The organism is Alicyclobacillus suci, assembly GCF_017329615.1.
Classification (GTDB): Bacteria; Bacillota; Bacilli; order Alicyclobacillales; family Alicyclobacillaceae; genus Alicyclobacillus; species Alicyclobacillus suci.
Map to the genome: position 1 here is coordinate 15,686 of NZ_JAFMTW010000032.1, position 24,616 is coordinate 40,301.

Genomic DNA, 24,616 nt, shown 5'->3' on the forward strand with positions numbered 1-24,616 from the left:
AGAGAGGAGATTGGGTACATGTTGACGATGGACAAATTGGCTGGATTAGAGGAACTGGTCACGAGGTCAAACAAACTCGGCGCCGATAGGAGTGTGTGCAATTGGGGAGGTGGCAACACGTCTGTAAAGTCGAAGGCCATCGACCATATGGGCCGCGAAATTAACGTGTTGTGGGTGAAGGGCAGCGGCTCAGATTTGGCGGAGGCGACCGAGCGGAGTTTTACAGCGCTTCGCCTGGACGAAGTACTGCCCCTCTTTGAACGCGATACCATGTCCGATGAGGAAATGGTCTCGTACCTTGCACAGTGCATGCTGGATAGCAAGCATCCGCGCTCTTCGATTGAGACGTTGCTACATGCGTTTATCCCGTATCCCCATGTTGATCACACCCACCCGGATAGCATCATTTCGCTTTGCTGCAGTGATAATGGGCGCGCCATTGCCGATGAGATATTTGGTTCTCGTGCGGTTTGGGTTCCCTATATCCGCCCAGGGTTTCAGTTGTCGAAGATGATTGGTGAGGCCGTGCGAAATCACCCTGAATGCGAATTGGTGCTCATGGAGAAACACGGTCTGATTACCTGGGGCAACACCTCCGACGAGTGCTATGCGAACACTATACGCATCATTGAAGAAGTCGCCGATTATATCGCAACACGGGTACAGCCTGACAACTTGTTTGGTGGAGCGAAATACGACGTGTTGCCGGAGAATGAGCGCACCGAGATTGCTGCTGCGGTGTTGCCAACCATTCGCGGGACGGTGTCTGAGTATCAACATGCCATCTTGACGTATGACGCGGGGGACGATTTTCTGCAGTTTGTATGCAGTCACGATGCCGGGACATTGTCACAAATCGGTGCGGCTTGTCCGGACCATCTCGTGCATACCAAGCGCAATCCTCTTTATGTCGATTGGGACCCAAGGACGAAAGATGTCACGCTGTTAAAAGAGCAACTCCGGGCCCAATTGAAGGCGTATAAAGAAGCGTACATCGCGTACTACGAAAAAAATGTCGATCTCGACGTCCCCATGCACGACCCGTATCCGCGCATCATTCTGATTCCGGGAATTGGCGCAATTGGAACGGGTAAGAACAAAAAGATGGCGAACGTGGCGATTGCGCTGTATCGACGCGCCGTGTCTGTGATGAAGGGCGCGACAACACTGGGGAACTTTGTGTCACTCGGCGAAAAGGAATCGTTTGACGTCGAGTATTGGCCGCTTGAATTATACAAACTCTCACTTGCTCCGCCGGAGAAGGAATTGGCGCGCAAGGTGGCGTTGATTACCGGTGGCGCTGGCGGGATTGGCGGGGCTACGGCTCGCAGAATGGCGAGTGAAGGGGCTCACGTCGTGTTGGCCGACTTGGCGTACCCATCTGCTGTCGAGTTGGCTGGGCAAATCAATGCGGAATTCGGCGAAGGAACGGCTATCGGCGTGTTGCTCGACGTCACAGACGAGGCGAAAGTGGCAGCGGCATTTCGCGAAGCGGTGCTGGAATACGGCGGAGTGGATATTTTTGTCTCGAATGCTGGACTCGCCAGTTCCTCTCCGCTCGTCGAGACATCGTTACAGGATTGGAACCGCAACATCGACGTTTTGGGCACAGGGTATTTCTTGACGAGTCGCGAGGCGTTTCGGGTGATGATAGAGCAACAACTGGGCGGGTCCGTGATTTTTGTGACGTCGAAGAATGCGATTTACGCCGGCAAAGACGCTGCAGGATACAGTGCGGCCAAGGCGCTGGAGGGACACCTTGCGCGCTGCTTGGCGGTTGAGGGCGGGGTGCATGGGATTCGCGTCAATGCTGTTCTGCCGGATGCGGTGTTGCAGGGATCGAATATATGGAACTCGGCTTGGCGGGAAGAACGGGCCCGCGCCTATGGGATTGCACCGGATGAATTGGAAGCGCATTATCGCAAACGTACGTTGTTGAACGTGAACATTACTACGGATGACATTGCACAAGGCATTTTATTCTTTGCCTCGCCCAGATCTGCGAAGACGACCGGTTGTATGTTGACGATTGATGGTGGGGTGGCGGCCGCTTTTCCGCGGTAATCAAAGTGCATGTCGATGGGAGGCATTGAACGATGAGTCAATGGAGCGACCGGGCGTACGCATTGTTTGAGGAACAGCAGCGGGATCGAGGAATTGATTTGGCATGGGTGAAGGAGAAGCTCACCGGTCTACAGATTGAGACGCCGTCGTGGGGATACGGGGATTCTGGGACGCGGTTTAAAGTGTTTCAAAAAGTGGGTGTCCCGAGGAATCCCTATGAAAAATTCGACGATGCTGCAGTGGTTCATCGGTTGACAGGGGCGTGTGAAGCGGTGGCGATTCACATTCCCTGGGATAAAGTGAGTGATTATCAGAAACTGAAATCCTATGCAGAATCGGTTGGTTTGAAGATTGGCGCTGTCAATCCGAATTTGTTTCAGGACGATGACTACATGTTGGGCAGCGTGACAAATGCCAATCCGTCGATTCGCAGGAAAGCTGTTGAGCATCTCTTGGAATGCGTCGATATTATGAGGCAAGTGGGTTCAAACGCATTGAGCCTGTGGTTTGCTGATGGTACGAACTACCCCGGACAAGGGCACTTGCGCCGCCGTAAGCGGTGGTTGCAGGAGGCGCTGGAGGAGACGTATCGGGCGCTATCTCCGGATATGAAAATGTTGATTGAGTACAAATTTTTCGAACCGGGATTTTATCATACGGATGTCGCTGATTGGGGTATGTCATTTCAAGCTGCGCAGAAACTCGGACCGCAGGCGGAGGTGTTGGTCGATACGGGACACCATGCGCTTGGCACGAATGTTGAGCACATTGTCTCCTATTTGTTAGACGAAGGGAAGTTGGGTGGCTTTCACTTTAATAGCCGGAAGTACGCCGATGATGATTTAATTGTGGGGTCTAGCAACCCGTATGAGTTGTTCTTGATTTTCTATCAAATCTTGGATGCGCATCTCGATGAGGATGTCAAGGTGCGTGAAACGGCGGAGAATATCGCATACATGATTGACCAGAGTCACGCGATTGAGCCGAAGATCCCAGCGATGATTCGCTCTATCTGCAACATTCAGACGCAGTATGCGAAGGCATTGCTGATTAATCACGCCGAACTCAAGGAGAAACAGGAGAACAATGACGTGTTAGGCGCGGAGAATGTGCTGCGCACTGCGTTTGAAATCGATGTGACCCCACTGTTGCTCGCTGTGCGCGAGGAAAGAGGATTGCCGCCTGATCCGATGCGTGCGTTTTTGGAGAGCGGCTACCAGGAGCGGATTGCACAGCGGGGGGTAGGCGGCAGCAGTTGGTGATTGGTTTTTTGAACGAAAAGCTCTATTGGCGCAGCGGTGGAGAGGAGCGAAAAAGGCTTCTCTCCTGCTTGATGCGCCGGGTTACGCCGCGAAGATGAACGTCTGCGCGACTCGGGCTATCAGTAGCTCAAACATTCCGTTTTGTTTTGTTTATGTATATTTATTTTTATTTATCTGTTTACTTATGGTTTATATCGCCGTATAATGTCTCGTGTAGTTGTTGTATTTGTTTGTTTTCTTTTGCTGGCAGTGAGACGTTCCTTCTTGTTCTGGGCCTACACCCTTTATGTAAGCGTTTTTCTGACAGCGTGCAGGGGATATCATGAAAAGAGGTGTACAAGAAATGGCTGATTATAACGCCGTTGTCGCTGAAGATGACCATCCCGTAACCAGACAGCAGTGGAAGTGGACTGCTGTCGCTTCGATGGCAAATTACATCGATGCGGGATCTATTGTCGCAGGTGGATCCGGGTTGACCCTTTGGACAGCGCAGTTTCACATGGGCAACACGCTTGTTGGAATGCTGGGTGCGTTTAGTTCCAATGCAATTTCCGCTGGCGTCGGCGCGCTCATTGGCGGGCGAATTTGCGACGTCTATGGAAGGAAGAAGATCTATGCGTGGGACTTGTTGGTATACGCGTTCGGAATTCTCTGGATTGTCTTTGCGATGAAAGCCTGGATGCTCTTTGTTGGGTACGTAATTGTTGGACTTGCCGTCGGGGCGGACGTTCCGGCCTCTTGGACGTTGATTGCGGAGCTTGCACCGCGAAAGTCGCGTGGAAAGTTAAGCGGTTTCGCGCAGGTCTTGTGGAATATGGGCCCAGTCATCACCTTATTGTTAGCGCTTGCTTTGTCTCGTCTGGGGCTACTTGGGATTCGATTGCTGTTCGTTCACTTACTAATTCTTGCTATCATTACTTGGTTTATGCGCAGAGGCGTTGTCGAGTCTGACCGGTGGAAAGCTGCCGTGCAAACAGAACGAAAGTCGCACCCGTCGCGTCGCGTGTCGAATGTGCGGGAACCTCGACGAAGCGGGTTCCGGGAATTGGTCTCGTCTCGAGCGAATGTGGGCGCACTGGTGTTCTGTATCTTGATGTATGGGTTATGGAACCTCGTGGCAGGCACCAACGGTTTCTTTTTGCCGTATATTTTGCAGACCGTTGGGTCAGAATCGCAGGCGACAAGCGTTGAGCTCCAGTGTTTCAACTTCTTATTGACGGTACTTGCGACCATTCTCGTCTTTATGCCATTGAACGATCGCGTGAATCGCAGACTCTTGTTTACCATCTCATCGGTGCTTCAAGTGGTCGCATTTCTTCTATTTGTGTTCTTCCATTTAAATACGTGGATAGCACTTGCGAACATCATCCTCTATGGAATTGGCTTCGGTTTTGGGCAACAACCATTCTTCCAGCTTTGGTCTGGTGAGTTATTCCCGACGCGGTTGCGCAGTACTGCACAAGGTTTCATGTTTGCGGTCGTCCGTATTGGTCTTGGGCTGTGGAGTTTTGTGGTGCCCGTACTGACGGCCACCGGGTTCCACACGTTGGCGTTAATCCTCACATTGATGCTTGTCGTCAGCGGGCTTATTGGTATTATTTTCGCACCCAAAACGGAAGGGAAATCGCTTGAACAAATCGAGGCAGAGCGGTCCAAGGGCGCTTCTCCCCTATCGTCGAGCGATTATGTGTCGCCGTCGAACTGACGAACGGATTTGTGACGTGAAAATGGAAGGTGAGACACCCTATGAATGTAGGGTGTCTCCCATTATCTTTTCAAAAATAATGGGTAGAACTGGAGGGGTATGGATGATTGGTAAGACGACATGGGTGATTGCGGATGGGTATCTACCTACGAATAGCACCGGGAACCAGGTGAGTCACGAGGCGGTTTGCGTATTAAACCTGACCGCAGATGAGGCCGTCATCCAGCTGACGGTGTATTTTGAAGATAGAGACCCGCTAGTAGGGTTCACTTGCTTGTGCGGTTCGCAAAGAACACATCACATTCGTTTGGACCGATTGGCCAATGACGCTGGAGAGCAGATTCCACGTGGGGTTCCCTATGCATTGAAAATCGATTCCACCGTGCCCGTTATCGTGCAACACAGTCGTATGGACACATCGCAAGAGGCGCTCGCGTTGTTTACGACGATGGGGTATTCGGGATAAGATAAAATGAGAGATTGGGGTCTTTGGACCCGGTTGGAAGTAGACTGGGAGTTGCGCTTTGCTAGCGTTCTCAGTACATCAGAGAAGGGAAGTTAGCCAATGTTGCCTGCAGAACGACACAGGGCAATTGTGCAACTCGTCAATGCGAAGGGGAGCATCCGGGTCAAGGAATTGAGCCAGATGTTTGACGTCACCGAAGAGACGGTTCGGCGCGATTTAGACATTCTCGAAGGAGAAGGAAAACTGCGGCGGAGTCACGGCGGTGCTGTTTGTATAGATCCTGAACAAAACGAAACTCCGATAGTCGAGCGCGAATCCGAGCATGTTGTGGAAAAGGAAGCGATTGCGCGCGAAGCGCTGAAGTATATAACTGCGGGGGACCGTATTGCGCTCGATGCTAGCACGACCGCTTGGCACGTCGCGGTGGCGATGCCGAATATTCCGCTTACGGTCTTGACGAATTCCTTGAAAGTGGCGCTTGAATTGGCGAATCGCGATAAAATTGAGGTGATTTCGACCGGTGGTATTTTGCGTTCGACATCGCTGTCCTACGTGGGGCCGATGGCAGAAGAGTCGCTGGCTCGCTTTCATGTGAATAAGGCGTTTGTGTCCTGCAAAGGACTGCATACGGAGTACGGATTAAGCGAGTCGAACGCACTACAGGCGTTGGTCAAGCGCAAAATGATTGAAATTGCGGATGTGGTATACGTCTTGGCGGATCACAGTAAGATTCAAGTTCAGGATTTTACGCAGGTTGCTGGCAACGGTGACATCGATGTCCTGATTACCGACGCGAGTGCGCCGCGGGATGTGATTGACGAGTTTTTATCGATGGATATCAAAGTGCTCCAAGTGTAGTGCAGTCGATTGTCCGTATGTAGAAATGATATTCATTTGTTTACGATGCTTTTAGATCTCTTTTACAAACTTTTCGCACGAATTCAATAAACGGCCAGTATCCTCCTATCTGAGAGACAAATCTAGCTTTTCGGAGAAGAGGGGACATAGCGTCATGCGTTATCGATTCAAGCAACCCGTGGCCGTTCTCGCAAGTTTTGCCGTGGCTGGTTCGTTGTTGGCAGCTGGTGGTGTGACTGCCTTTGCGTCTTCATCCAAGTTGTCGACGCCTGCGCAAAAGCCGAGCCCGCAAAGTAATCCGAAGGTGGTCACTGGGGCAAGCACGACCACGCCGATTCAGCACGTGGTCGTCATCTTTGATGAAAACGTTTCGTTCGATCACTATTTCGGAACCTACCCTGTCGCCGCCAATCCAGCTGGGGAGCCCAAGTTTAAGGCGGCTGCCGACACGCCAAGCGTCAACGGCTTGAGCGGTGCGCTGTTGACCAACAACCCAAACGGGGCAAATCCGCAGCGACTTGATCGCAGTCAAGCGGAGACCGCTGATATGGACCATGGTTACACGCATGAACAAGAGGCGATGGACGGCGGTTTGATGGATCAGTTTGTCAAGTATGGCGGCAGCGGATCAGATGTCGTGATGGATTACTACGATGGCAATACGGTGACAGGTCTTTGGAATTATGCGCAGCACTATGCGTTGAATGATAACTCGTTCGGCACCACCTTCGGTCCTTCGTCGCCGGGGGCTATCAATCTCGTCGCCGGATCAACCCATGGAGCAGTAGCCTACTCGGCCAACGTCGACCAAAACGGGCAGCCAATTGATGGAGATGTGCTTGCCGGAAAAGTCGGCAATGGCACGTTGTATAGCGATGTTGATCCCTACTACGACAAGACGTCTTCGGGCAACACGGTGGCGATGACAGGTAAGAATATCGGTGATTTGTTAAATGCCAAGAACATCACGTGGGGCTGGTTTGAAGGCGGCTTCCGCAATAGCAGTGAACAGCACACCAACGTCGGCAACGACACCTCGACAGATTATATTCCACACCACGAGCCGTTCCAATATTACAAGTCTACAGCAAATCCTGAACACTTGCCGCCGTCTTCCGCCAAGATGATTGGGAAGACAGACCAGGCGAATCACCAGTACGACCTCACCGACTTCTGGACCGCAGCCGATGCTGGCAACCTCCCAGCGGTCAGTTTCTTGAAGGCGCCAGGTTATGAAGATGGACATGCAGGATATTCTGATCCGCTGGATGAGCAGACGTTCCTGACGAATACCATCAACCAACTTGAGCAGTTGCCGACGTGGAAGAGTACCGCCATTATTATTGCTTATGACGATTCGGATGGTTGGTATGATCACGTGATGCCGCCCGTCGTCAATCCGTCGAATGACCCGAACGCCGATGCGCTCGACGGCCAAGGGAACGCAGGTACGCCGAAACCAGGTGCCTATCTCGACAGAGCCGGATATGGCCCGCGTTTGCCACTGCTCGTCATCTCTCCGTACGCCAAGCAAAACTACGTGGATAACACGTTGACGGATCAGACTTCCATCCTCAAGTTCATTGAAGACAACTGGAAGTTGGGGACGATTGGAGATCAATCGATGGACGCCGTCGCAGGTTCGTTGGACAACATGTTCAACTTCTCGAAGCCGACTGCGAGCACGCTGTTCTTGAATCCAAGCACCGGTGAATCTGAAACTATGAGCCAAGCGAAGACGCAATTCGCCGCTTACTTAAAACAGCTGTACGCTGACGCGAAAGTTCCTCAGCCGAAACAGTAATGAACCAGGAATGAATAACTCATCACGCGGCGAATTTTGCGAAGAGGAGTGCGAATGCAGATGCCTCAACCATTTCTATCGATTCGCACGCTTCTCGCTGTTGCAGCGGCCGGCACAGGACTCCTTGGTGCTGCATTGATTGTGTCTGGCGCCGTCACGGTGCCAACCGCGAGTGCAGCCGGGGGTTCTGCGAATGGTGTGGCGGTTCATTCAGCAACCGCCACACTCACCGACGCGCAGATTGAGGCGCAGAATCAGATGGCTGTGAACGTCATGAATGAACAGGCCATGCAACCGAAGGTGCTCGCGGATGGCACAAAAGAGTTTGATTTTACCGCGTCGACCTTTCAGTGGGCATTGTATCCGGGCAAGACAGAACAGGCGTGGGGCATCAATCAACAGGTGCCGGGGCCAGTCATTCGTTTGACTGTCGGGGACAAGGTGAAATTTGTCGTGCACAACGACTTGCCAGAACCGACAACGATTCATTGGCATGGGTTGGCTGTCCCGAATGACATGGATGGCGTCCCCGATATGCCTGTGCCGCCAATTCCTCAGGGTGGCTTTTACACCTATAGCTTTACTGTAACGAAACAGATGGTAGGTACCCACTGGTACCACAGTCACTATGACGACGACTTTCAAGTGGACTCCGGGATGAATGGCGTGATGATTGTTGATCCGGCAGACACCTCGACCTTGCCCCATCACGACGAGGATGCCTTATTTGTCCTCGGTGCCACGAAAGTGGATGGGGTAGACCCGGAGAATGCTTTCACTATTGATGGCAAGTCTTATCCGTATGCACCACAATTGACGGTACACAAAGGCGACAAAGTGTTGTTACGCCTGGTGAATACGAGTGCGGAGAGCTACCATGCGATGACGCTTGACGGGTATACGCTGACTATCGTGGCACAGGATGGCCAACCGTTGCCTGACCCGGAGGCGGTGAGTGTCGTTTCGATAGCCCCGAGTGAGACGGTTGATGTCACATTTACGGCTAATCAAACCGGGGACTGGTTATTCCACGACACGATTCAGGGAAATCTCACAAACCCTGATGATAAATTAGACACCCTGGGTGGCGCCGAGACCGTCATCCACGTGAAGTGAGGGTGGATATATGATCGGCGTAGCCATGTTTGTTTGCGGTGTGTTGGCCGTTGGTGCCGCGTTTCTGTTTCTTGGTCTCCACCTTCGTTCCGGCAGCGCAATTTGGGTCTCGAAAGCGTCTTTAGTCACGGGCATATTGTTTGTCGGTTTTGCATTGGTGAGCCTTAAGGTATATCCAGGCGCGGCGCTCGCGTCAAGTTCTGTGCAGCAATCCGTGGCGACAGTCAGTCACGCAACTGGTGCAATGACGGGAATGACTGCAATGGGCAGAAGCCCAACCATGGGGGTCGCTTCGACCGCAGTCGGCGTGACGGATGCTTCTTCGACGGCGTTGTCCAATTCGCAAATGAAAGCGCAGAATCAGATGGCCAAAGACATCATGAATGAAAAGGGGATGACCCCGAAGGTATTACAAGATGGCACGAAGCAATTTACACTGACGGCACAGCCGGTGATTTGGCACTTATATCAGTCTCGCAACGTGAATGATTGGGGCTATAATGGCAGTGTTCCAGGTCCTTTGATTCGCGTCAAGGTTGGGGACAAGGTAGAAATCGTTTTGCATAATGAACTTCCGGAGGCAACGACGCTGCATTTTCAAGGCATCTCTGTGCCCAGTGACATGGACGGGGTACCCACAATTTCGCAGAAGCCAGTTGCACCGGGCGGTTCCTATGTATATCAATTCACGGTGACGCCTGACATGGTGGGGACGCACGCCTACTTCAGCGATACGGACGCCGGGACGCAAATTGACGCCGGTTTGCACGGGGTATTATTGGTGGACCCCGCCGAGGGCAAACAATACCCGGATGCCGATGTGGATGCCTTATTTGAGTTAGGCGGGCTTGCTGTCGACAGCTCCCCATCGGAGAACGTGTTCACCATGGACGGCAAACCGTTCCCGAATGCGCCCCAATTGACCGTTCAACAGGGACAAACGGTGATTGTGCGGTTGGTTAACAATACAGCGGAGTGTTACCACGCCATGCACCTGCATGGGTATACATTTCAGGTCGTCGCGATGGATGGGCATCCTCTCGCAAAGCCGATTTCAGGCAACGTGGTCAGTCTGGCACCGGCGGAGACGATAGATATCAGGTTTGTCGCGAATAATCCAGGTGAGTGGATGTTCCATTGTCACATTATGGATCACATGATGAACCCGGATGATAACGTGGACGAAATGGGTGGGCTTACGACGTATTTTCACGTTGTTGCCAATTCGAACGAAAGCGGCCAGTCATGAGGATTGGCCGCTTTCTTGATGGGGAATAGTGAAATGAAATTACGTCGATTCGCGGTGCGTTACCGTAGGTCCATGGAGTGTCGAGCGGTTGAATAAAACGCTGACGCCGCCAGCCATTGTGAGCAGTGCGCCAGTCACCCAGAAAACCCCGTGCAGCGATAGCGCGTCGGCGAGGAATCCGCCGATAGTTGGGCCGAGCATATTGCCAATTTGGTTGGCGGTTTGATTGAGTCCGAAAGCGCGGCCGCGAAAGGTCGATGTGGTCGCTTTCACGACGAGCCCATTGATAGCCGGGAAAACGGCACAGAAAAAGGCACCGTAAACAAAGCGCACGCCAGCGAAAGCCCATACGTTGTGAAACGGCAATTGCATAAAGGTAAAGATTGCCCCGCCAAACAATCCTACCAACAAAATTTTGATAAACCCAATTTTATCGGCTAGTCGACCCCATACGGGCGCAAACACGACACCGGCAATACCGGAAATCGAAAAGACGATACCGGCAATCAATGAGGCATTGTTGGTCGAGTGATTCAACTGTGCAATGTACAGGGTGATGATGGGTTCTACGGTCATGATGGAGAAGGCGGTGAACATATTGAGCAAGAGGGCGGATAAGAGCGGGCGGTTTTGCAAGCCCTCGCGAAACGCGCCAATTACCGAGGAGCGGTGTGCTGCGGGCACGAATTTATCTTCGCGCACCCAAATGATGACGAGTATCGTGGCGAACAGCACGAGGATACCGGCGCTGCCGAAGGCGATGCGGTTGCTCCAAATACGGGCGATGATGCCGCCAAGTAATGGACCCACAATGGCGCCAGTGGATGTCGATGCAGATATCATGGACAGCGCGAATCCGACGCGTTTTTCTGGCGTGTTGGTGCCGACTAACGCGATAGCTCCCGGAATAAATCCGGACAACAGCCCCTGCATCAGGCGTAAGCCGAGCAATTCGTACGGGTTGGTCACGAATGCAGTTAATAGGTAGACGATAAATAGGACAATGCCCGCGCGGACAATCATGGGTTTTCGTCCATACCTATCCGCTAATGAACCCCAGTAGGGGGATGAGATGGCACCAGCGAGAAACGCTGCGCTATAGAGTGCGCCGGACCATAAGGCCAAGTGGGTATGTACACCGATTTGTGTTAAGAATAGCGATAAAAAAGGCACAACCATCGAGAAACTGGCCGAGGTGATGAATGAACCTATCCACAAGATCACCAAGTTTCTTTTCCATACTTCCATTTCCGCACCAGCCCCTCTGTTTTTACTTTCATATTACGCGCTAACGCAAGATTTTTGGGGCGGAAATCGTATTTTGTTCGTGATTTCGGAAAATTTTATGCGTATGATGTGAAGATTGGTGTGTGGCGCGCGGGGAATTATGCCGCCCCAAGAAGGGGCGGGCACATATAGTCCCAGGTATTCGCAGCCATACTTAACCGCGCGACTTGGCCGGTTGTTTCGAGCGCGCCCGTGATTGGACACGTTGCGTTGTCCCTGAACGTTTCTGAGGGCGCTTGTTGGCACGCTGGCCGGCTCGTTTGCCTGGTTGGCGGTTCGGAGGTGGGAGAATTTCATCGAGTTTGTTGCGAATATATTGTATCTCCTCCGCAATTTCTTCGGTGGAGGCGGAGCGAATACGCGCTTCGAGGCGAGGGAATGCACGTCGAATGGCCTCCCGCAACATCGTTTGCTCGAATCCATGGACGTTTGTCAACGCGCGTTCGAGTGCTTCGCGAACGGCACGAAGACACCGTTCTTGAACGGACAATGGCGCAGTTTCTTGAGGTTCCGGAGCATTTACAGACACAGCTACACCCCCTTCTTTGATATTTCACCTTATGCTGACACCTTGCCTTCCGGATGGGGCAACTGCTGATAGGCTTAAACTTGGTTTAAGAGGCGTTTGTGTATCCAAATGGCCGCTTGCGCGCCATCGCCCATCGAAATCGTCACCTGCTCAGAGTGGGCGACGACGTCCCCAGCCGCAAATACCCCGCGAACATTTGTTTCACGTGTGCGTGCATCGACGGGAATGTGCCGATTTTCTAATACGGTCACGCCGAGTTGGACGGCGAGTTGTGACTGGACGAGGTTGCCTCCAAATGCGACAAAACCACGGCGAAAATGCAATTCTTGCCCATCCGCGAGCACGACGGCCCGAATCGTTTCGCCGTCTGCTAGAATTCGACGCACGGGTGCGTTCACGACGCGAATGCCCTTATCTGCTAAGGCCTTTTTGTGATTATCGGCTATCTCTGTCCGCGCGTGGTTGATGTAGGTCAGGTCGTTCGACCAGTAAGACAGCGTGTGCGCCATGTTGGCGCCGACATGGCCGGCACCGATGACGACAGTGGGGTGATTGATAATTTCATACCCATCGCAGTCCGGACAAACGTAGATAGTTGAACCTAGACACTGCTTGAGACCCGCAATCTCTGGGATATGGTCGACCAGTCCGGTGGCGATTAACAGGGTCTTGGCATGGTAGTGCTCGGCACTGTCGGTCACCAGTGCGAATTCACCACCGTCTATCTTTGCTTGCATCACTTTTGCATCGACGAATTTGACCCCATATGTTTCCGCTTGTTGTCGGCCAATGCGTCGTAAATCGGGTCCGCTGATACCACCAGGCCATCCTAAGATGTTGTGATACGCCCGGCAGATAGTAGAGCGTCCGCTGTGGTTGTCGACCACGAGGACGTTGTGCAGATATCTTCCTAATTGAATGGCCGCCTGAAGGCCTGCGATGCCGCCTCCAATGATAATCGTGTCGTATTTCAATGTCATTGCTCCTCTCGAGTTGCCGATGGTTGCAGGGAATTTTTCAGGACCACCGAAATGTTGTAAAGGTTGTTGAATTCCAAAATCTGAAGTGGTCATCCTGTGAATGAGGAGGAACCGCCATTGACGAATACGCTGAGTCCTGGTGTCGTTCGTTTGGAACGCGCGCTGCGCAAGCTGGGCAAAAGTATTACAGAGCCCGTTATCGCTCGAATTGAAGGATTGACCAATGGGCAAATTTTTATGATTTACCATATCAACGAAGTGGGGGCGTGTACGGTATCTGCGCTGGCCGCAAAGATGGAAGTCAAGCCGAGTGCGATTACAGTCATGTTAGATCGGCTGGAAAGTCACGGATATGTGATACGTGAGCGCGGTACGGAAGATCGGCGAGTAGTTCATGTGGCACTCACAGAGGAAGGCAAGGGGGTGCTTGAGCGGGTGATTCAGATGCACAACCGGCTGGTGCATCATCACCTCGCTCAGTTGCCGGAATGTGAGGTGGAGCAATTGCTTGACAGCCTGGAGAAGTTGGCGGACATTGCGGCGACAAGCGACGTCGATAGCATTTTGAACGATTCGATTTGTGAACCCTGACGGATTAAGACGAAGTTTGAATTCTCCACAGTGGCGCAATCAACAGGGCGAACGCTCCCAGTGTCATACCGGCGGCGCCAACTGTCATGGCAAAGCGCAGTGAGAGTGCGGTCGCGATGACACCGCCGAGGACGGCGCCAATCGGGGTAAGTGCGCTCATCAGCAGATTGATGGTGCCATTGACCCGGCCGAGCATGGCATCTTCGGTGAGTATTTGACGAACCGTTGATTCTAGTACTTCGAAGATGACGCCAAACAAATCCCCAAATAGCTGGGCCGCCATGAGAAAGAGGGCGGCATGCCAGGCGTCGCCGTGGGCGAGAGGGATGAACCAACTGCAGATGGCGTTCAAAAATGCGGTACTGACGAGCACGGGGCCAACGCCTAAAGACTGAACCAGCCGTTGGCACAAGGCCGCGCCAATCAGCGCGCCGATGCCGCCAAACGTCACCGTAAGGCCAAAGAGGGCCGCAGATAAGTGGAGGGATTGAATCGCGAAAAGTACATCCATGTTAAAGATAATGCCGGAGAACAAAGCCGATATACCGGCGGTCACCGCCAGTGCGCTGAGTTTTTTGTCATGTGCGATGTAGCGCACGCCATCGATGATTTCACGCCGCAATCGCGCACTAGATGTGCGCCATCCTCGCTGTGTGAAGGCTACTGCCCGTTTCATCTCGACGTGTCGAATCCCTTGAATACTTATGGCAGAAAATAGGTAGGACAATGCGTCCAGCAGAATTGCAATCGGTGCAGAGAACAGTTGGACTAGACTTCCGGCGAGTCCTGGACCGATGATTTCTGCGATAGAACTGGTGATGCTCAGTTTTGTATTGGCATCCATCAATCGATGGCGGCCTACGAAGCTGGGTAGGTACGCTTGGTATGCCGTGTTAAAGATTTGATTGAGTAAAGACAGCGTGGGATAAATCACAAACAGCATCCATAGCGCGAGATGCCCGATGAGAGCCGCGACAGGGATGATGAGTAACAGGAACCCTCGCAAATAATCGGCCCCAATTAGGAAGGGGCGCCGGGCGTATCGGTCGACAAAGGCGCCGATAACCATGCCTATCAATAAAACGGGAAGGGCTGCTATAAACTGCAGCCAGCCCATTTGTAGTGGTGTAGCATGTAACGTCAGGACGGCGGCAAGCGGCAGCGCTTCGCCGGTCATTCGCGAACCGACTGTGGAGACGGACTGGCCCAACCACAGCGCTAGAAAGTTTTTATCACGCCACAATGAGTTTTTGGTTGTATCGATATGACGAGCTTCTGTGTCCATGTTTGCTCCTTATGTGACCGTTGGTATGGTTTGTTTCACAATGCCTGATAGAATGGTGCACGTTCATCAAACGTCGCCCATAGCCCGCCGTCTACGCGCAACGATACAGAGGGTTCCGGCTGGACGAAGCGCGTCTTGTCGTGGTGCCACGTGTAGCGCTTTACGATGGCGGCCAGAACGAGGGTCGCCTCGGCCATGGCAAACGTATTGCCGATACAAGTTCGACTGCCGCCGCCAAACGGAATGTATGCAAAGCGTGGCCATTGATGCGCATTGGCTTCGTCAAACCGCTCTGGAATAAACTCGTCTGCACGCTGAAACCAACGTTCGTCGCGATGCACCACATAGGGGGAGATAATTAACGAAGATCCCGCTGGAATTTCGATATTCTCCACGGTCAACTGATCTGTCGTCTCGCGCAACATCGTCCACGCGGGCGGGTAGAGTCGAAGAGTCTCACGGATGACCTGTCGCACGTAGGGTAGGTGATGTACATCGGCAGAGGTTGGTATCCGTGGCCCGAGAACGTTGTCCACTTCTTTGCGCACGTTCTCCGTCACAGACGGGTGTTCACTGAGTAGATACAGTACCCAACTTAGAAGATTGGCCGTCGTCTCATGGCCACCAATGACAAATGTGGCCAGTTCATCGCGAATCTCCTCCATAGGCAGAGGTTGTCCAGTTTCGTCTTGCATGTGCAATAGATGTGAAAGCAACGTCGGACGCTCGGGCGTGTCCTTCATGTTGTCCAACAGGCGGTAGAGAATACCATCCAGTTGCTCTACGGCGCGACGGTGGCGTTGATTGCTGGGCGTGGGCATCCAATAAGGCATCGGTATGGCTTGCATCAGGCGGTTTGCACTGTATTCCACGGAACACTCGATAATCTCATGCAGCAACGCACGGTCTTTTCCCACCTCAGCCCCGAACAAACCTTCGAACACAATATCTAAGGTCAGGTCGAGCAGGGCATCGGACACACAAAATGTGCCGCGCACATCCCAATTTGCAATATGTTTCGCTGTCAGCTGGATGATGTCGGCGCAAGCGCGTTCCACCATGGACGCGTGAAATGCGGGTTGCAACTGGCGGCGTTGGCGGTAATGCTTTGACCGCTCACTGGTTAAAAGCCCTTCGCCAAGGGTGAGACCGAGCACTTTTGCTGAGCTCCCTTTGATGATCTTTGGCTCATCGAGTGCGAGGATACTGCGAATGACGTTTGGATGATGGATGATATAGGTCGGCTGGCGGTTGACGGAAGGAATTTTCACCACGTCGCCGAATGTCTTCGTGTTTTCTAGAAATGCGATAGGATTCCGTCGGAACTGCCGATAGCGGCGCAGGGGGTTGCCACTGAGTATCCCTTCTTGAATGGGCATGTTTACACCTCGTTTCCGATACTTCAATCTTTGCTGTTGATTTGGTACATTGCAAGTAGACCGTGGACACGGATTCCTGCTTATCCGCTGCCCGACGCGTTTGGAAGCAGAGGAGGAAGTTGATTTGGAAAGGCATGTATTGGTCGTGTTTCCCCACCCAGACGATGAGACCATGGCGACAGGGGGACCTATCGCAGTACACGCAGCAGCAGGAACACCTGTTACGTACGCCTGTTTTACGCTTGGTGAAATGGGGCGTAACATGGGGAATCCACCGTTTGCGAATCGCGAGACGTTGCCAAAAATTCGCCAACAAGAACTGCGTGAAGCATGCCGGCACCTTGGTATCACCGACTTGCGATGCATGGGCTTTCGCGATAAGACGTTGGAGTTTGAAGACCCGGATAAGTTGACCGCACTCATCTCCGAATTGATAGAAGAAGTTCATCCATCGCTCGTCATCACCTATTATCCTGGCTACTGTGTGCATCCGGATCACGAAGCGTTGGCGCACGCCACAGTGCGTGCAATTGCTCAAATGCCGGCGGCTTCCCGCCCTGTGTTACAATGTCAGGCATTTGCACATGGACATCAAGCGGCGCTAGGCCCCTGTGATGTCGTCATCGACGCCAGTACTGTCTGGGAAAAGGTCTATCTTGCGTGGAAAGCACATAAGTCCCAGACGTCCTCTTATATCGCAGAGATCGATCAGGCGCTCCAGGGCGATGAAGCGTCTCGGCAACAGGCGATTGCGCGGTTTTGTAATTACGGGTTGTATACATACCGATTTTAAGTGCGCATCGGTATCGACAAAAAAGGCCAGCCAACTCACCGAATCGGTGTCAGCTGGCCTCATCATCATGATTGTCGAGCGACTGTAGGTTGAGACTTGCCTGATGTGTGTTTAGAAGTTGAAGTTGTCAGGGTCGGCACCGAATCGACGATTTTCATTCAATGCGTCAATCGCATGCATATCATCTGTGCTCAATTCAAAATCGAATACTTGCGCATTCTCGATAATGCGTGACTCACGAATCGATTTCGGAATGGTCACGATGCCATGCTGTAGGTCCCAGCGCAGAACGACTTGGGCAGGGGTCTTGTTGTATTTTTTTGCAATGTTTACAAGAACCTCGTTATCCAGGTGACCCTGCATCAATGGACTCCACGCCTCAAACTGAATCTTGTGGTCCGCGCAGAACGTGCGCAGTTCTGTCTGTGTGAGGAGTGGATGGCATTCCACTTGGTTGACTGCAGGGACGATTTCCGCGTCCGCGAGTAAATCTTCAAGATGATGGATATGGAAGTTGCTGACCCCGATAGCGCGAACGACGCCATCTTTATAAAGCTTTTCGAGCGCTTTCCAGGAGTCTTTGTACTTACCTTTGACTGGCCAGTGAATGAGATAGAGATCTACGTACTCAAGCCCGAGGCGCTTGTTGCTCGCTTCAAATGCGCGAAGGGCGGTGTCATATCCCTGATCCGCATTCCACAGTTTGGTGGTGATAAAGAGCTCATTGCGCGGGATGCCAGACTTGCGAACGGCGTTTCCAACGCCTTCTTCGTTTTGATACGCAGCGGCTGTATCGATGTGGCGGTAGCCAGCGTTCAATGCGTACGTCACGGCATTCTCCACTTCATCTCCCGCCTTTGTCTGCCACACACCAAGGCCGAACCAAGGCATTTTCACGCCGTTGTTGAGCGTTGTGGTATCTGTGAGATGTTTTGCGGTCATCAGGGTTCCCTCCTAAGGAAAAGTGTGGAGCTTAGTTTTCGGATCTCATTATATCGATTCTTGATTTGAAAGGGAAAGTAGATTTAAACGTTCACAAATCACTGAAAAGTGCTACAATAAATAATCTAAATAGTGAGACGAATATAAAAGAGTGAGGCGTGGAGCTGAGTGGACATGGAGCGAGTCATGATTTTAGATACGACTCTTCGCGACGGTACGCAAGGAGAGGGTATCAGTTTAACTGTGGCTGACAAGTTGCGCATTGCAAAGAAGCTAGACGAGTTAGGCATTGCCTATATTGAAGGTGGGTTTCCCGGTGCAAATCCCAAAGATCAAGAGTTTTTCGAAACTGCAAAGAAGAAACTTCACTTAAAGCATGCGAAACTGACTGCGTTTGGCAGCACAAGGCGCCCGGGTGTGGCAGCGGAGACGGATGAAGGGTTGCGCGTCCTTCTTGACTCACAGGCGCCTGTTGTGACGTTGGTAGGTAAGGCATGGGATTTTCACGTACGAGAGGCGCTCAGAGTCACACTAGAGGAAAATCTTCAAATGATTTCTGATTCGGTGGCTTATCTCAAGCGTCAAGGAAGAGAGGTTATTTTTGACGCCGAACATTTCTTTGACGGATATTGCCATAACCCCGACTACGCCTTGGCGACGTTAACCGTTGCTGCGGACGCGGGCGTCGATTGGGTGACTTTGTGTGATACAAACGGGGGAACACTCCCACATCAAATTTCTGAAATCGTCCGTGTGGTCGTCGCTACCCTCTCTGTTCCGGTGGGGATTCACACGCACAACGACTGCGAACTCGCGGTTGCAAACAGTCTTGCAGCTGTGCGCCATGGCGCGACGATGGTTCATGGAACCATCAATGGGATTGGCGAGCGGTGCGGAAATGCGAATCTCGCCTCGGTTATTCCGAATCTGGAGTTGAAATTGGAGAAGCGGTGCTTGCCGTCTTCAGACCATCTCGTTCACCTTACAGAGATTGCGCGATTCATCGGGGAAATCGCCAACTTGGTTCCGCATAGTTATCAACCTTTTGTGGGGCATAGCGCATTTGCGCATAAAGGGGGAATTCACGTAAGTGCTATCTCCCGCAATCCAGAGACGTACGAACATATTCGTCCGGAGTTAGTAGGGAATACACGGCGAATCCTCGTTTCCGAATTATCTGGCGTATCCAACTTACAACACCGGGCAGAGGAATTTGGTGTAGATGTTCGCGATAGAAAGGAAGAAATGCGCCAGTTACTGGGCGAAATCAAGGAGTTGGAATATCAAGGCTACCAGTTTGAAGGCGCGGAAGCGTCGCAGGAATTATTATTTTTAAAGCGTTTTGGCCAGTACGAGTCTTTTTTTGACGTGGTGGCGATGCGGGTCGAAGCGACCATGCTGGACGACGATGTTATGTATTCCGAAGCTATCGTCAAATTGTTGGTGCGTGGCCAGTCAGTCCACACGGTCGCGGAGGGGAATGGTCCCGTCAATGCCCTGGATAGTGCACTACGGAAGGCACTAACGCCGTTTTACCCCATCATTGAAACGATGCATTTAACGGACTATAAAGTTCGTGTCTTAGATGAGAAGGATGCTACGGCGGCCAAGGTGCGGGTACTGATTGAATCGACGAATGGCTTCGATGTGTGGAGGACAATTGGCGTTTCAGAGAACGTAATTGAAGCGAGTTGGGAAGCCTTGGTCGACAGTGTGATGTACTTTTTGTTGCGCGTGGTTCGCAAGGACGGGGCCGCAGAAGTATCGTAACCGGTTGGTAGTGGGTTCATGGTGAACAAGAGAGGGCAGCCCGATACGGCAAAATGGTATCGGGCTGCCCGACGGCTTGTCCCGCGAAGATAATGAGTTAGAGAACCATCGTGGCGGACTGCATCTGAATGACACCGTTATCTCCCGGCTGCTGGGCGGAGGGCAATATAATGGTGACCTCTGTACCTACACCGACTTCACTGTGAATTTCAATGTTACCTTGATGTTCCTTCAAGATATTGTATACGACCATGAGTCCAAGACCGGTTCCTTTTTCTTTTGTTGTATAGAACGGATCACCAAGGTTTGTTTTCAGTTCCTCCGGAATACCTACGCCTTGGTCGCGAATGACGATAACAATCTGGTCGTCGACGAGACGTCCCGAGATATTGACTACACCGCCATTATCCATAGACTCCACAGCGTTTTTCAGGATGTTTACAAATACCTGGCGGATTTGATTTTCATTACATTTACTGTAAATAGATCCTTGAAAAGCGAGATCGAAATATACGTTACGCTTGTGTGCTTGTCCTTCGAGAAGTGTTACGCAGTGCCTGACCACAGGGACTAAATCGACAATTTTGTATTGTGCTTTTTGTGGTTTGGCCAGTAATAACAATTCCGAGGTGATTTCTTCAATACGCGTCAACTCAGACCAAACGATGTCATAGGAGGACTGCGAATACGATTCGAAGTCCCGTTTTAAGACTTGCACAAATCCTTTTACCGCTGTGAGTGGATTGCGGATTTCATGCGCGACGCCAGCGGCCAACTGCCCAATCACGGCGAGTTTTTCCGAGTGCACAAGATACTCCTGTTGGCGTAGTCGCTCGGTAATATCTCTAGATGCGAGAATGATGTCGTACACTTCACCGTGATCATTTAGGACCGGCGAGAATTCTGTTTCAACGGGAAGTTGTTTGCCGTTGATATTCAGCGTTAGCTCAAGTCTCTCATGTGTTCCTTCTTGTCGAATTCGATTGATGGCCTGAAAGATTTTAAATGGGTCATTTGTAATCGAACCTATACTTTTTCCAATTACCCACGAGGTGTCGCATTGAAAGACTTGTTCGTGTGATGGTGACGCATATGAAATTGTGTTGTCAGTACCTACGACGACAATTAAATCGGTCGTGTAGTGAGCGATGAGTTGATATTGTCGCTCTGCTTGCTCTTGTGAGTTGACGGCCTGAAGAAATTGGCGTGAGAGCATGACAAAGCATGCAAATAACACAGCTACTAAGCCGATGACTAGGGTCTTATTGGCGAAGTCTATTACCATTGTCAATGTCGAAGAAGTCGCCAGTAATGGTATTAGGTTAAACATGCGAAGGCTGTCAACTAAAGTTACCTTGACACCTAAAGAACGTTGGATCCCCATCAGAATAGCCAAATTAATGATTTCAAACGCGCTAATGGTGAGTAAGATATCAAAAAAAGTTGGTAGAAAAGATACCTCACGGGCAACTATCCAGGCGCCCCCTAAAGAATAAAAAAACATACCCAACGTCACCATAAATCGGTACCATTTTATTTGGTGTATCTGTAACTTATAGTGGCGCAAAAATTCCGTGAAGGTGCTACAGAGCAATGGCACACATGCTGCGGCTAAACCTTGGGTGTCCAGTACAAAAATGTAACAGATAACGCTAGCGCCCCAAACCACACCTTTGGGAAGGTAGATTGGAAACATCCCGAGGCACATGGATAGACCAGAAATAACTAATAATTCCGGCGTCACTTGATGTAATGCTACGACCTTTGCAATAGCAATAAGGACTGCTGCGCCAGAGATAAAAAGCATATTTCGGTAAAGCCTTCTAATGATCAACAATAACTTTCTCTCCTCGTTTGGAAGAGTTGAAAAAAATCAACTGAATAACACCAATACCCACGAGGATATCACCTGGGCTCATTAGATATGGCCACACCGGAATCCAATCGACAATCCAACCGCTGATACCTGTTGACGTGATGACGTGTCGTGTTCCTATATGGGGAACTGATGTGTCATGGTGCATGAGTGTGTACGCGTGAAGCGAAACGGGCATGACACCATGATTTATCACAATGGCAAACAGGTTTAAACTTGCACCAATCAGCACCATTGGAACACCTTGGATTTTCCAGTTTGCAAGTAACCCCACTATAAATATAAAAAATAAGACATCTAGAATCCAGGGGGAACTGATTTGTTTAAACAAAGGGATTGCGTTGAGCAATATTTGAATGAAGAGTGCACCGATTATAATGAAGGGATATTTGAACCGCACGCGGATTAAAGCACCGAGATTACGCCGGAAAACTAGACTTAGTAGGATTCCGAGCCCAACAAAGTATGGCATAGTACCCTCTCCATAAATTCTGAAATGTTTCGTTTCGCTTTCGTTGTTAGACATTAAGAAAAGGACCTCTTGGGTCCTTTTCTTAACAGTGTTGTCTTAGAGCCAAGGGAATTCTGCAATTGCTGCGACAGCGAGAGCTACGAGGACGCCTACTGTTACAAGCTTCTGATTCTTGAACATGAGAACTCCTCCTCTTAAATTTTTGGATGTGTAGTACTGATTCGACACTTCTTGTTACTTTCCTTCTATTTGCGACAATATTTTGTAGAAGATTTCGTCATTTTTTGTCGAATTCATGTCGAATAGATTAATTTCTATGTTTTATCTGTCAGTTCGACGTGCACTTTGGCGGAAATTATTCTATTGGAAGCATATTCCTGAGCGGTGGCGTACACACTAGAAGCCGGATTATTATCCGCCTAGCCATGACGGGAGGGGACAGCATGAATCAAGAGGATTTTACGATGCGGCGAGAGATGGAGCGCTCTTATTCGGCCATTAGTCCGTTTGAGTTAAAAAATAAACTGATTGAGCTGGCGAAGGGGCACCAAAAGAAAAGTGCTCGCGTGATGTTAAACGCGGGACGAGGGAATCCGAATTGGATTTCTTCAACGCCACGTGACGCCTTCTTTTCATTGGGGCGTTTTGCGATGGTGGAGAGTCGGCGTGTTTGGGAAGAACCTGACCTTGCGGGCAAACCGGTGAGGCCTGGCTCCTATCGACGATTTTTGGAGTTTGCGGCGCAGCATAGAGAGATGCCGGGTATGTCGCTACTTCGGGATGTCATCGAATACGGACGCGATGTCTTGGGCGTCGATGCAGACGCGTTTGTTTACGAGTTGGTTGATGGCATTATCGGAGACAATTATCCAGAACCGGATAGAATGCTTGTTCATGTTGAAAAGGTGGTTCATCAGTTTCTGATTCAGGAAATGTGTGCCGGGGATGAGGCGGTAGGAAATTTCGATTTATTTGCGGTGGAAGGCGCAACCGCGGCCATGTGCTACATATTTGACACGCTACATGAAAATTATTTGTTGCAGCCAAAGGACAAGGTTGCTGTAATGGTACCCATTTTTCCTCCTTATATCGAGATTTCGCAGCTGTCGAAATACAACTTTGACTTGGTCGAGATTCATGCCAGTGCTCGCGACGAACAGGGAAATCACACATGGCAGTATCCAGAATCCGAGCTGGCGAAGTTGGAGGATCCCGCCATCAAGGCCTTATTTCTCGTCAATCCCAGTAATCCACCATCGGTAGCTATGAATGAGGAAACGATACAGCGACTCGTCGGTATCGTACGTGAAAAGAACCCGGGGCTGATGATTATTTCGGATGATGTGTATGGCACCTTTGTCGACGGCTTTCGTTCTCTCATGTCCGTACTGCCATGTAACACAATAGGCGTTTATTCGTTTTCGAAGTATTTTGGTGTGACGGGTTGGCGCTTAGGTGTGGTCGCAGTGCATCAGAACAATGTCTTTGATGAGCGTCTCAAGCAGTTGTCTGAGGACAAGATTGCAATTCTCAATCAGCGTTATGCCTCGATGACGATGCATCCTGAACAGCTTCGTTTGATTGATAGGATGGTCGCCGACAGCCGGCAAGTGGCACTGAATCACACGGCGGGGTTATCGACACCGCAGCAAGTCCAAATGGCGTTGTTCTGTGGGTTTGCGTTGTTGGACAAAGAAAATCGATACAAGCAGTTGACGAAGGATATTTGTCATCGGCGGATGCGGTTGCTCTACCAAGGGCTCGGATTGCCAATGCCAAACATCCCGAATGACGCGGACTATTACACGGAATTCGATCTCGAAGAATGGTCAAACCACCACTACGGTGTTTCGTTTACCAAGTTTCTTCAAGCGAATTATGAGCCTATCGACATTCTATTTCGACTTGCCGAGGAATCGGGGATTGTGTTGCTGAATGGTGGAGGATTTCACGGGCCTACGTGGTCAATTCGAGTTTCTCTCGCCAATTTGAACGATGACTCATACACCCAAATTGGTCACGCACTCCATGCAGCGCTTGAGCGTTATGTCGAGGAGTGGAAAGCTACGCAGTGATCAATCATATGTACGAGCGTTTTGCAGAATGGCGTTTTTGGTTGAAGTGAAAAAAGAATCAGCATCGCAGTACAGCTAAAGCGCCTTACATATAGTGGATATCGGTCGGTCAT

At 51.0% G+C, this 24,616-nt stretch carries 20 protein-coding genes; 12 read left to right on the forward strand and 8 right to left on the reverse strand.

What is annotated here, in order from left to right; all coding sequences use genetic code 11:
- Nucleotides 1-18: 18 nt before the first annotated feature.
- The 8 genes from J3482_RS14215 to J3482_RS14250 all read left to right on the forward strand — a co-directional run bounded on the left by J3482_RS14215 (nucleotide 19) and on the right by J3482_RS14250 (nucleotide 10,524).
- Entirely contained in the window at nucleotides 19-2,064 is a 2,046-nt protein-coding gene (locus tag J3482_RS14215; protein ID WP_206922597.1) for a bifunctional aldolase/short-chain dehydrogenase, read from the forward strand.
- A 32-nt stretch (nucleotides 2,065-2,096) separates the two neighbouring features.
- Nucleotides 2,097-3,326: an L-rhamnose isomerase gene (rhaI, locus tag J3482_RS14220; protein ID WP_146822222.1), complete on the forward strand. Its 1,230-nt coding sequence runs from the start codon at nucleotides 2,097-2,099 to the stop codon at nucleotides 3,324-3,326.
- A 343-nt stretch (nucleotides 3,327-3,669) separates the two neighbouring features.
- Nucleotides 3,670-5,031, forward strand: a complete 1,362-nt coding sequence (locus J3482_RS14225) for an MFS transporter (protein WP_206922598.1) — start codon at nucleotides 3,670-3,672, stop codon at nucleotides 5,029-5,031.
- A 103-nt stretch (nucleotides 5,032-5,134) separates the two neighbouring features.
- A complete protein-coding gene (locus J3482_RS14230; RefSeq protein ID WP_146822226.1) occupies nucleotides 5,135-5,497 on the forward strand; it encodes a sensory rhodopsin transducer in 363 nt (120 codons plus the stop codon).
- A gap of 99 nt (nucleotides 5,498-5,596) precedes the next feature.
- Entirely contained in the window at nucleotides 5,597-6,355 is a 759-nt protein-coding gene (locus tag J3482_RS14235) for a DeoR/GlpR family DNA-binding transcription regulator (RefSeq protein WP_146822227.1), read from the forward strand.
- A 154-nt stretch (nucleotides 6,356-6,509) separates the two neighbouring features.
- A complete protein-coding gene (locus tag J3482_RS14240; protein WP_206922599.1) occupies nucleotides 6,510-8,159 on the forward strand; it encodes a phospholipase C in 1,650 nt (549 codons plus the stop codon).
- 60 nt (nucleotides 8,160-8,219) lie between these two features.
- On the forward strand, nucleotides 8,220-9,275 hold the full coding sequence (locus J3482_RS14245; RefSeq protein WP_206922600.1) for a multicopper oxidase family protein: 1,056 nt from the start codon (nucleotides 8,220-8,222) through the stop codon (nucleotides 9,273-9,275).
- Nucleotides 9,276-9,285: 10 nt separating this feature from the next.
- On the forward strand, nucleotides 9,286-10,524 hold the full coding sequence (locus J3482_RS14250; RefSeq protein ID WP_146822230.1) for a multicopper oxidase family protein: 1,239 nt from the start codon (nucleotides 9,286-9,288) through the stop codon (nucleotides 10,522-10,524).
- A gap of 39 nt (nucleotides 10,525-10,563) precedes the next feature.
- Here J3482_RS14250 and J3482_RS14255 read toward each other — a convergent pair whose 3' ends face one another.
- The 3 genes from J3482_RS14255 to J3482_RS14265 form a co-directional block, all read right to left on the reverse strand.
- A complete protein-coding gene (locus J3482_RS14255; protein WP_146822231.1) occupies nucleotides 10,564-11,772 on the reverse strand; it encodes an MFS transporter in 1,209 nt (402 codons plus the stop codon).
- A gap of 193 nt (nucleotides 11,773-11,965) precedes the next feature.
- Complete coding sequence (locus J3482_RS14260) at nucleotides 11,966-12,340, reverse strand: hypothetical protein (RefSeq protein ID WP_146822232.1); 375 nt, start codon at nucleotides 12,338-12,340, stop codon at nucleotides 11,966-11,968.
- 74 nt (nucleotides 12,341-12,414) lie between these two features.
- Complete coding sequence (locus J3482_RS14265) at nucleotides 12,415-13,320, reverse strand: NAD(P)/FAD-dependent oxidoreductase (protein ID WP_188332175.1); 906 nt, start codon at nucleotides 13,318-13,320, stop codon at nucleotides 12,415-12,417.
- 117 nt (nucleotides 13,321-13,437) lie between these two features.
- On the opposite strand from J3482_RS14265, the gene J3482_RS14270 reads away from it, so the two are divergent.
- Nucleotides 13,438-13,911, forward strand: a complete 474-nt coding sequence (locus tag J3482_RS14270) for a MarR family winged helix-turn-helix transcriptional regulator (RefSeq protein WP_206915573.1) — start codon at nucleotides 13,438-13,440, stop codon at nucleotides 13,909-13,911.
- A 4-nt stretch (nucleotides 13,912-13,915) separates the two neighbouring features.
- Here J3482_RS14270 and J3482_RS14275 read toward each other — a convergent pair whose 3' ends face one another.
- Entirely contained in the window at nucleotides 13,916-15,196 is a 1,281-nt protein-coding gene (locus J3482_RS14275; protein ID WP_206922601.1) for an MFS transporter, read from the reverse strand.
- Nucleotides 15,197-15,231: 35 nt separating this feature from the next.
- Nucleotides 15,232-16,575: a cytochrome P450 gene (locus tag J3482_RS14280; protein WP_206922602.1), complete on the reverse strand. Its 1,344-nt coding sequence runs from the start codon at nucleotides 16,573-16,575 to the stop codon at nucleotides 15,232-15,234.
- 124 nt (nucleotides 16,576-16,699) lie between these two features.
- On the opposite strand from J3482_RS14280, the gene bshB2 reads away from it, so the two are divergent.
- Nucleotides 16,700-17,368, forward strand: coding sequence for a bacillithiol biosynthesis deacetylase BshB2 (gene bshB2, locus J3482_RS14285; protein ID WP_146822237.1), 669 nt, complete (start codon nucleotides 16,700-16,702; stop codon nucleotides 17,366-17,368).
- 111 nt (nucleotides 17,369-17,479) lie between these two features.
- Here bshB2 and J3482_RS14290 read toward each other — a convergent pair whose 3' ends face one another.
- Entirely contained in the window at nucleotides 17,480-18,310 is an 831-nt protein-coding gene (locus J3482_RS14290) for an aldo/keto reductase (RefSeq protein ID WP_146822238.1), read from the reverse strand.
- A 174-nt stretch (nucleotides 18,311-18,484) separates the two neighbouring features.
- Between J3482_RS14290 and cimA the strand changes: the two genes are divergently transcribed.
- The gene (gene cimA, locus J3482_RS14295) at nucleotides 18,485-20,080 is read left to right on the forward strand and encodes a citramalate synthase (protein WP_206915568.1); all 1,596 of its coding nucleotides are present in this window, start codon (nucleotides 18,485-18,487) and stop codon (nucleotides 20,078-20,080) included.
- A gap of 97 nt (nucleotides 20,081-20,177) precedes the next feature.
- Here cimA and J3482_RS14300 read toward each other — a convergent pair whose 3' ends face one another.
- Together J3482_RS14300 and J3482_RS14305 are read right to left on the reverse strand one after the other, a co-directional pair.
- On the reverse strand, nucleotides 20,178-21,917 hold the full coding sequence (locus J3482_RS14300; RefSeq protein ID WP_206922603.1) for an ATP-binding protein: 1,740 nt from the start codon (nucleotides 21,915-21,917) through the stop codon (nucleotides 20,178-20,180).
- Nucleotides 21,904-22,428: a DUF5317 family protein gene (locus J3482_RS14305; protein ID WP_206915564.1), complete on the reverse strand. Its 525-nt coding sequence runs from the start codon at nucleotides 22,426-22,428 to the stop codon at nucleotides 21,904-21,906. Before J3482_RS14305 ends, J3482_RS14300 begins: the two co-directional genes overlap by 14 nt.
- Nucleotides 22,429-22,871: 443 nt before the next feature.
- Here J3482_RS14305 and aspD point away from each other — a divergent pair, with 443 nt between their 5' ends.
- Nucleotides 22,872-24,503 carry an aspartate 4-decarboxylase gene (gene aspD / locus J3482_RS14310; protein ID WP_146822241.1) on the forward strand — a complete coding sequence of 544 codons (1,632 nt, stop codon included), beginning with the start codon at nucleotides 22,872-22,874 and terminating at the stop codon, nucleotides 24,501-24,503.
- Nucleotides 24,504-24,616 lie beyond the last annotated feature (113 nt).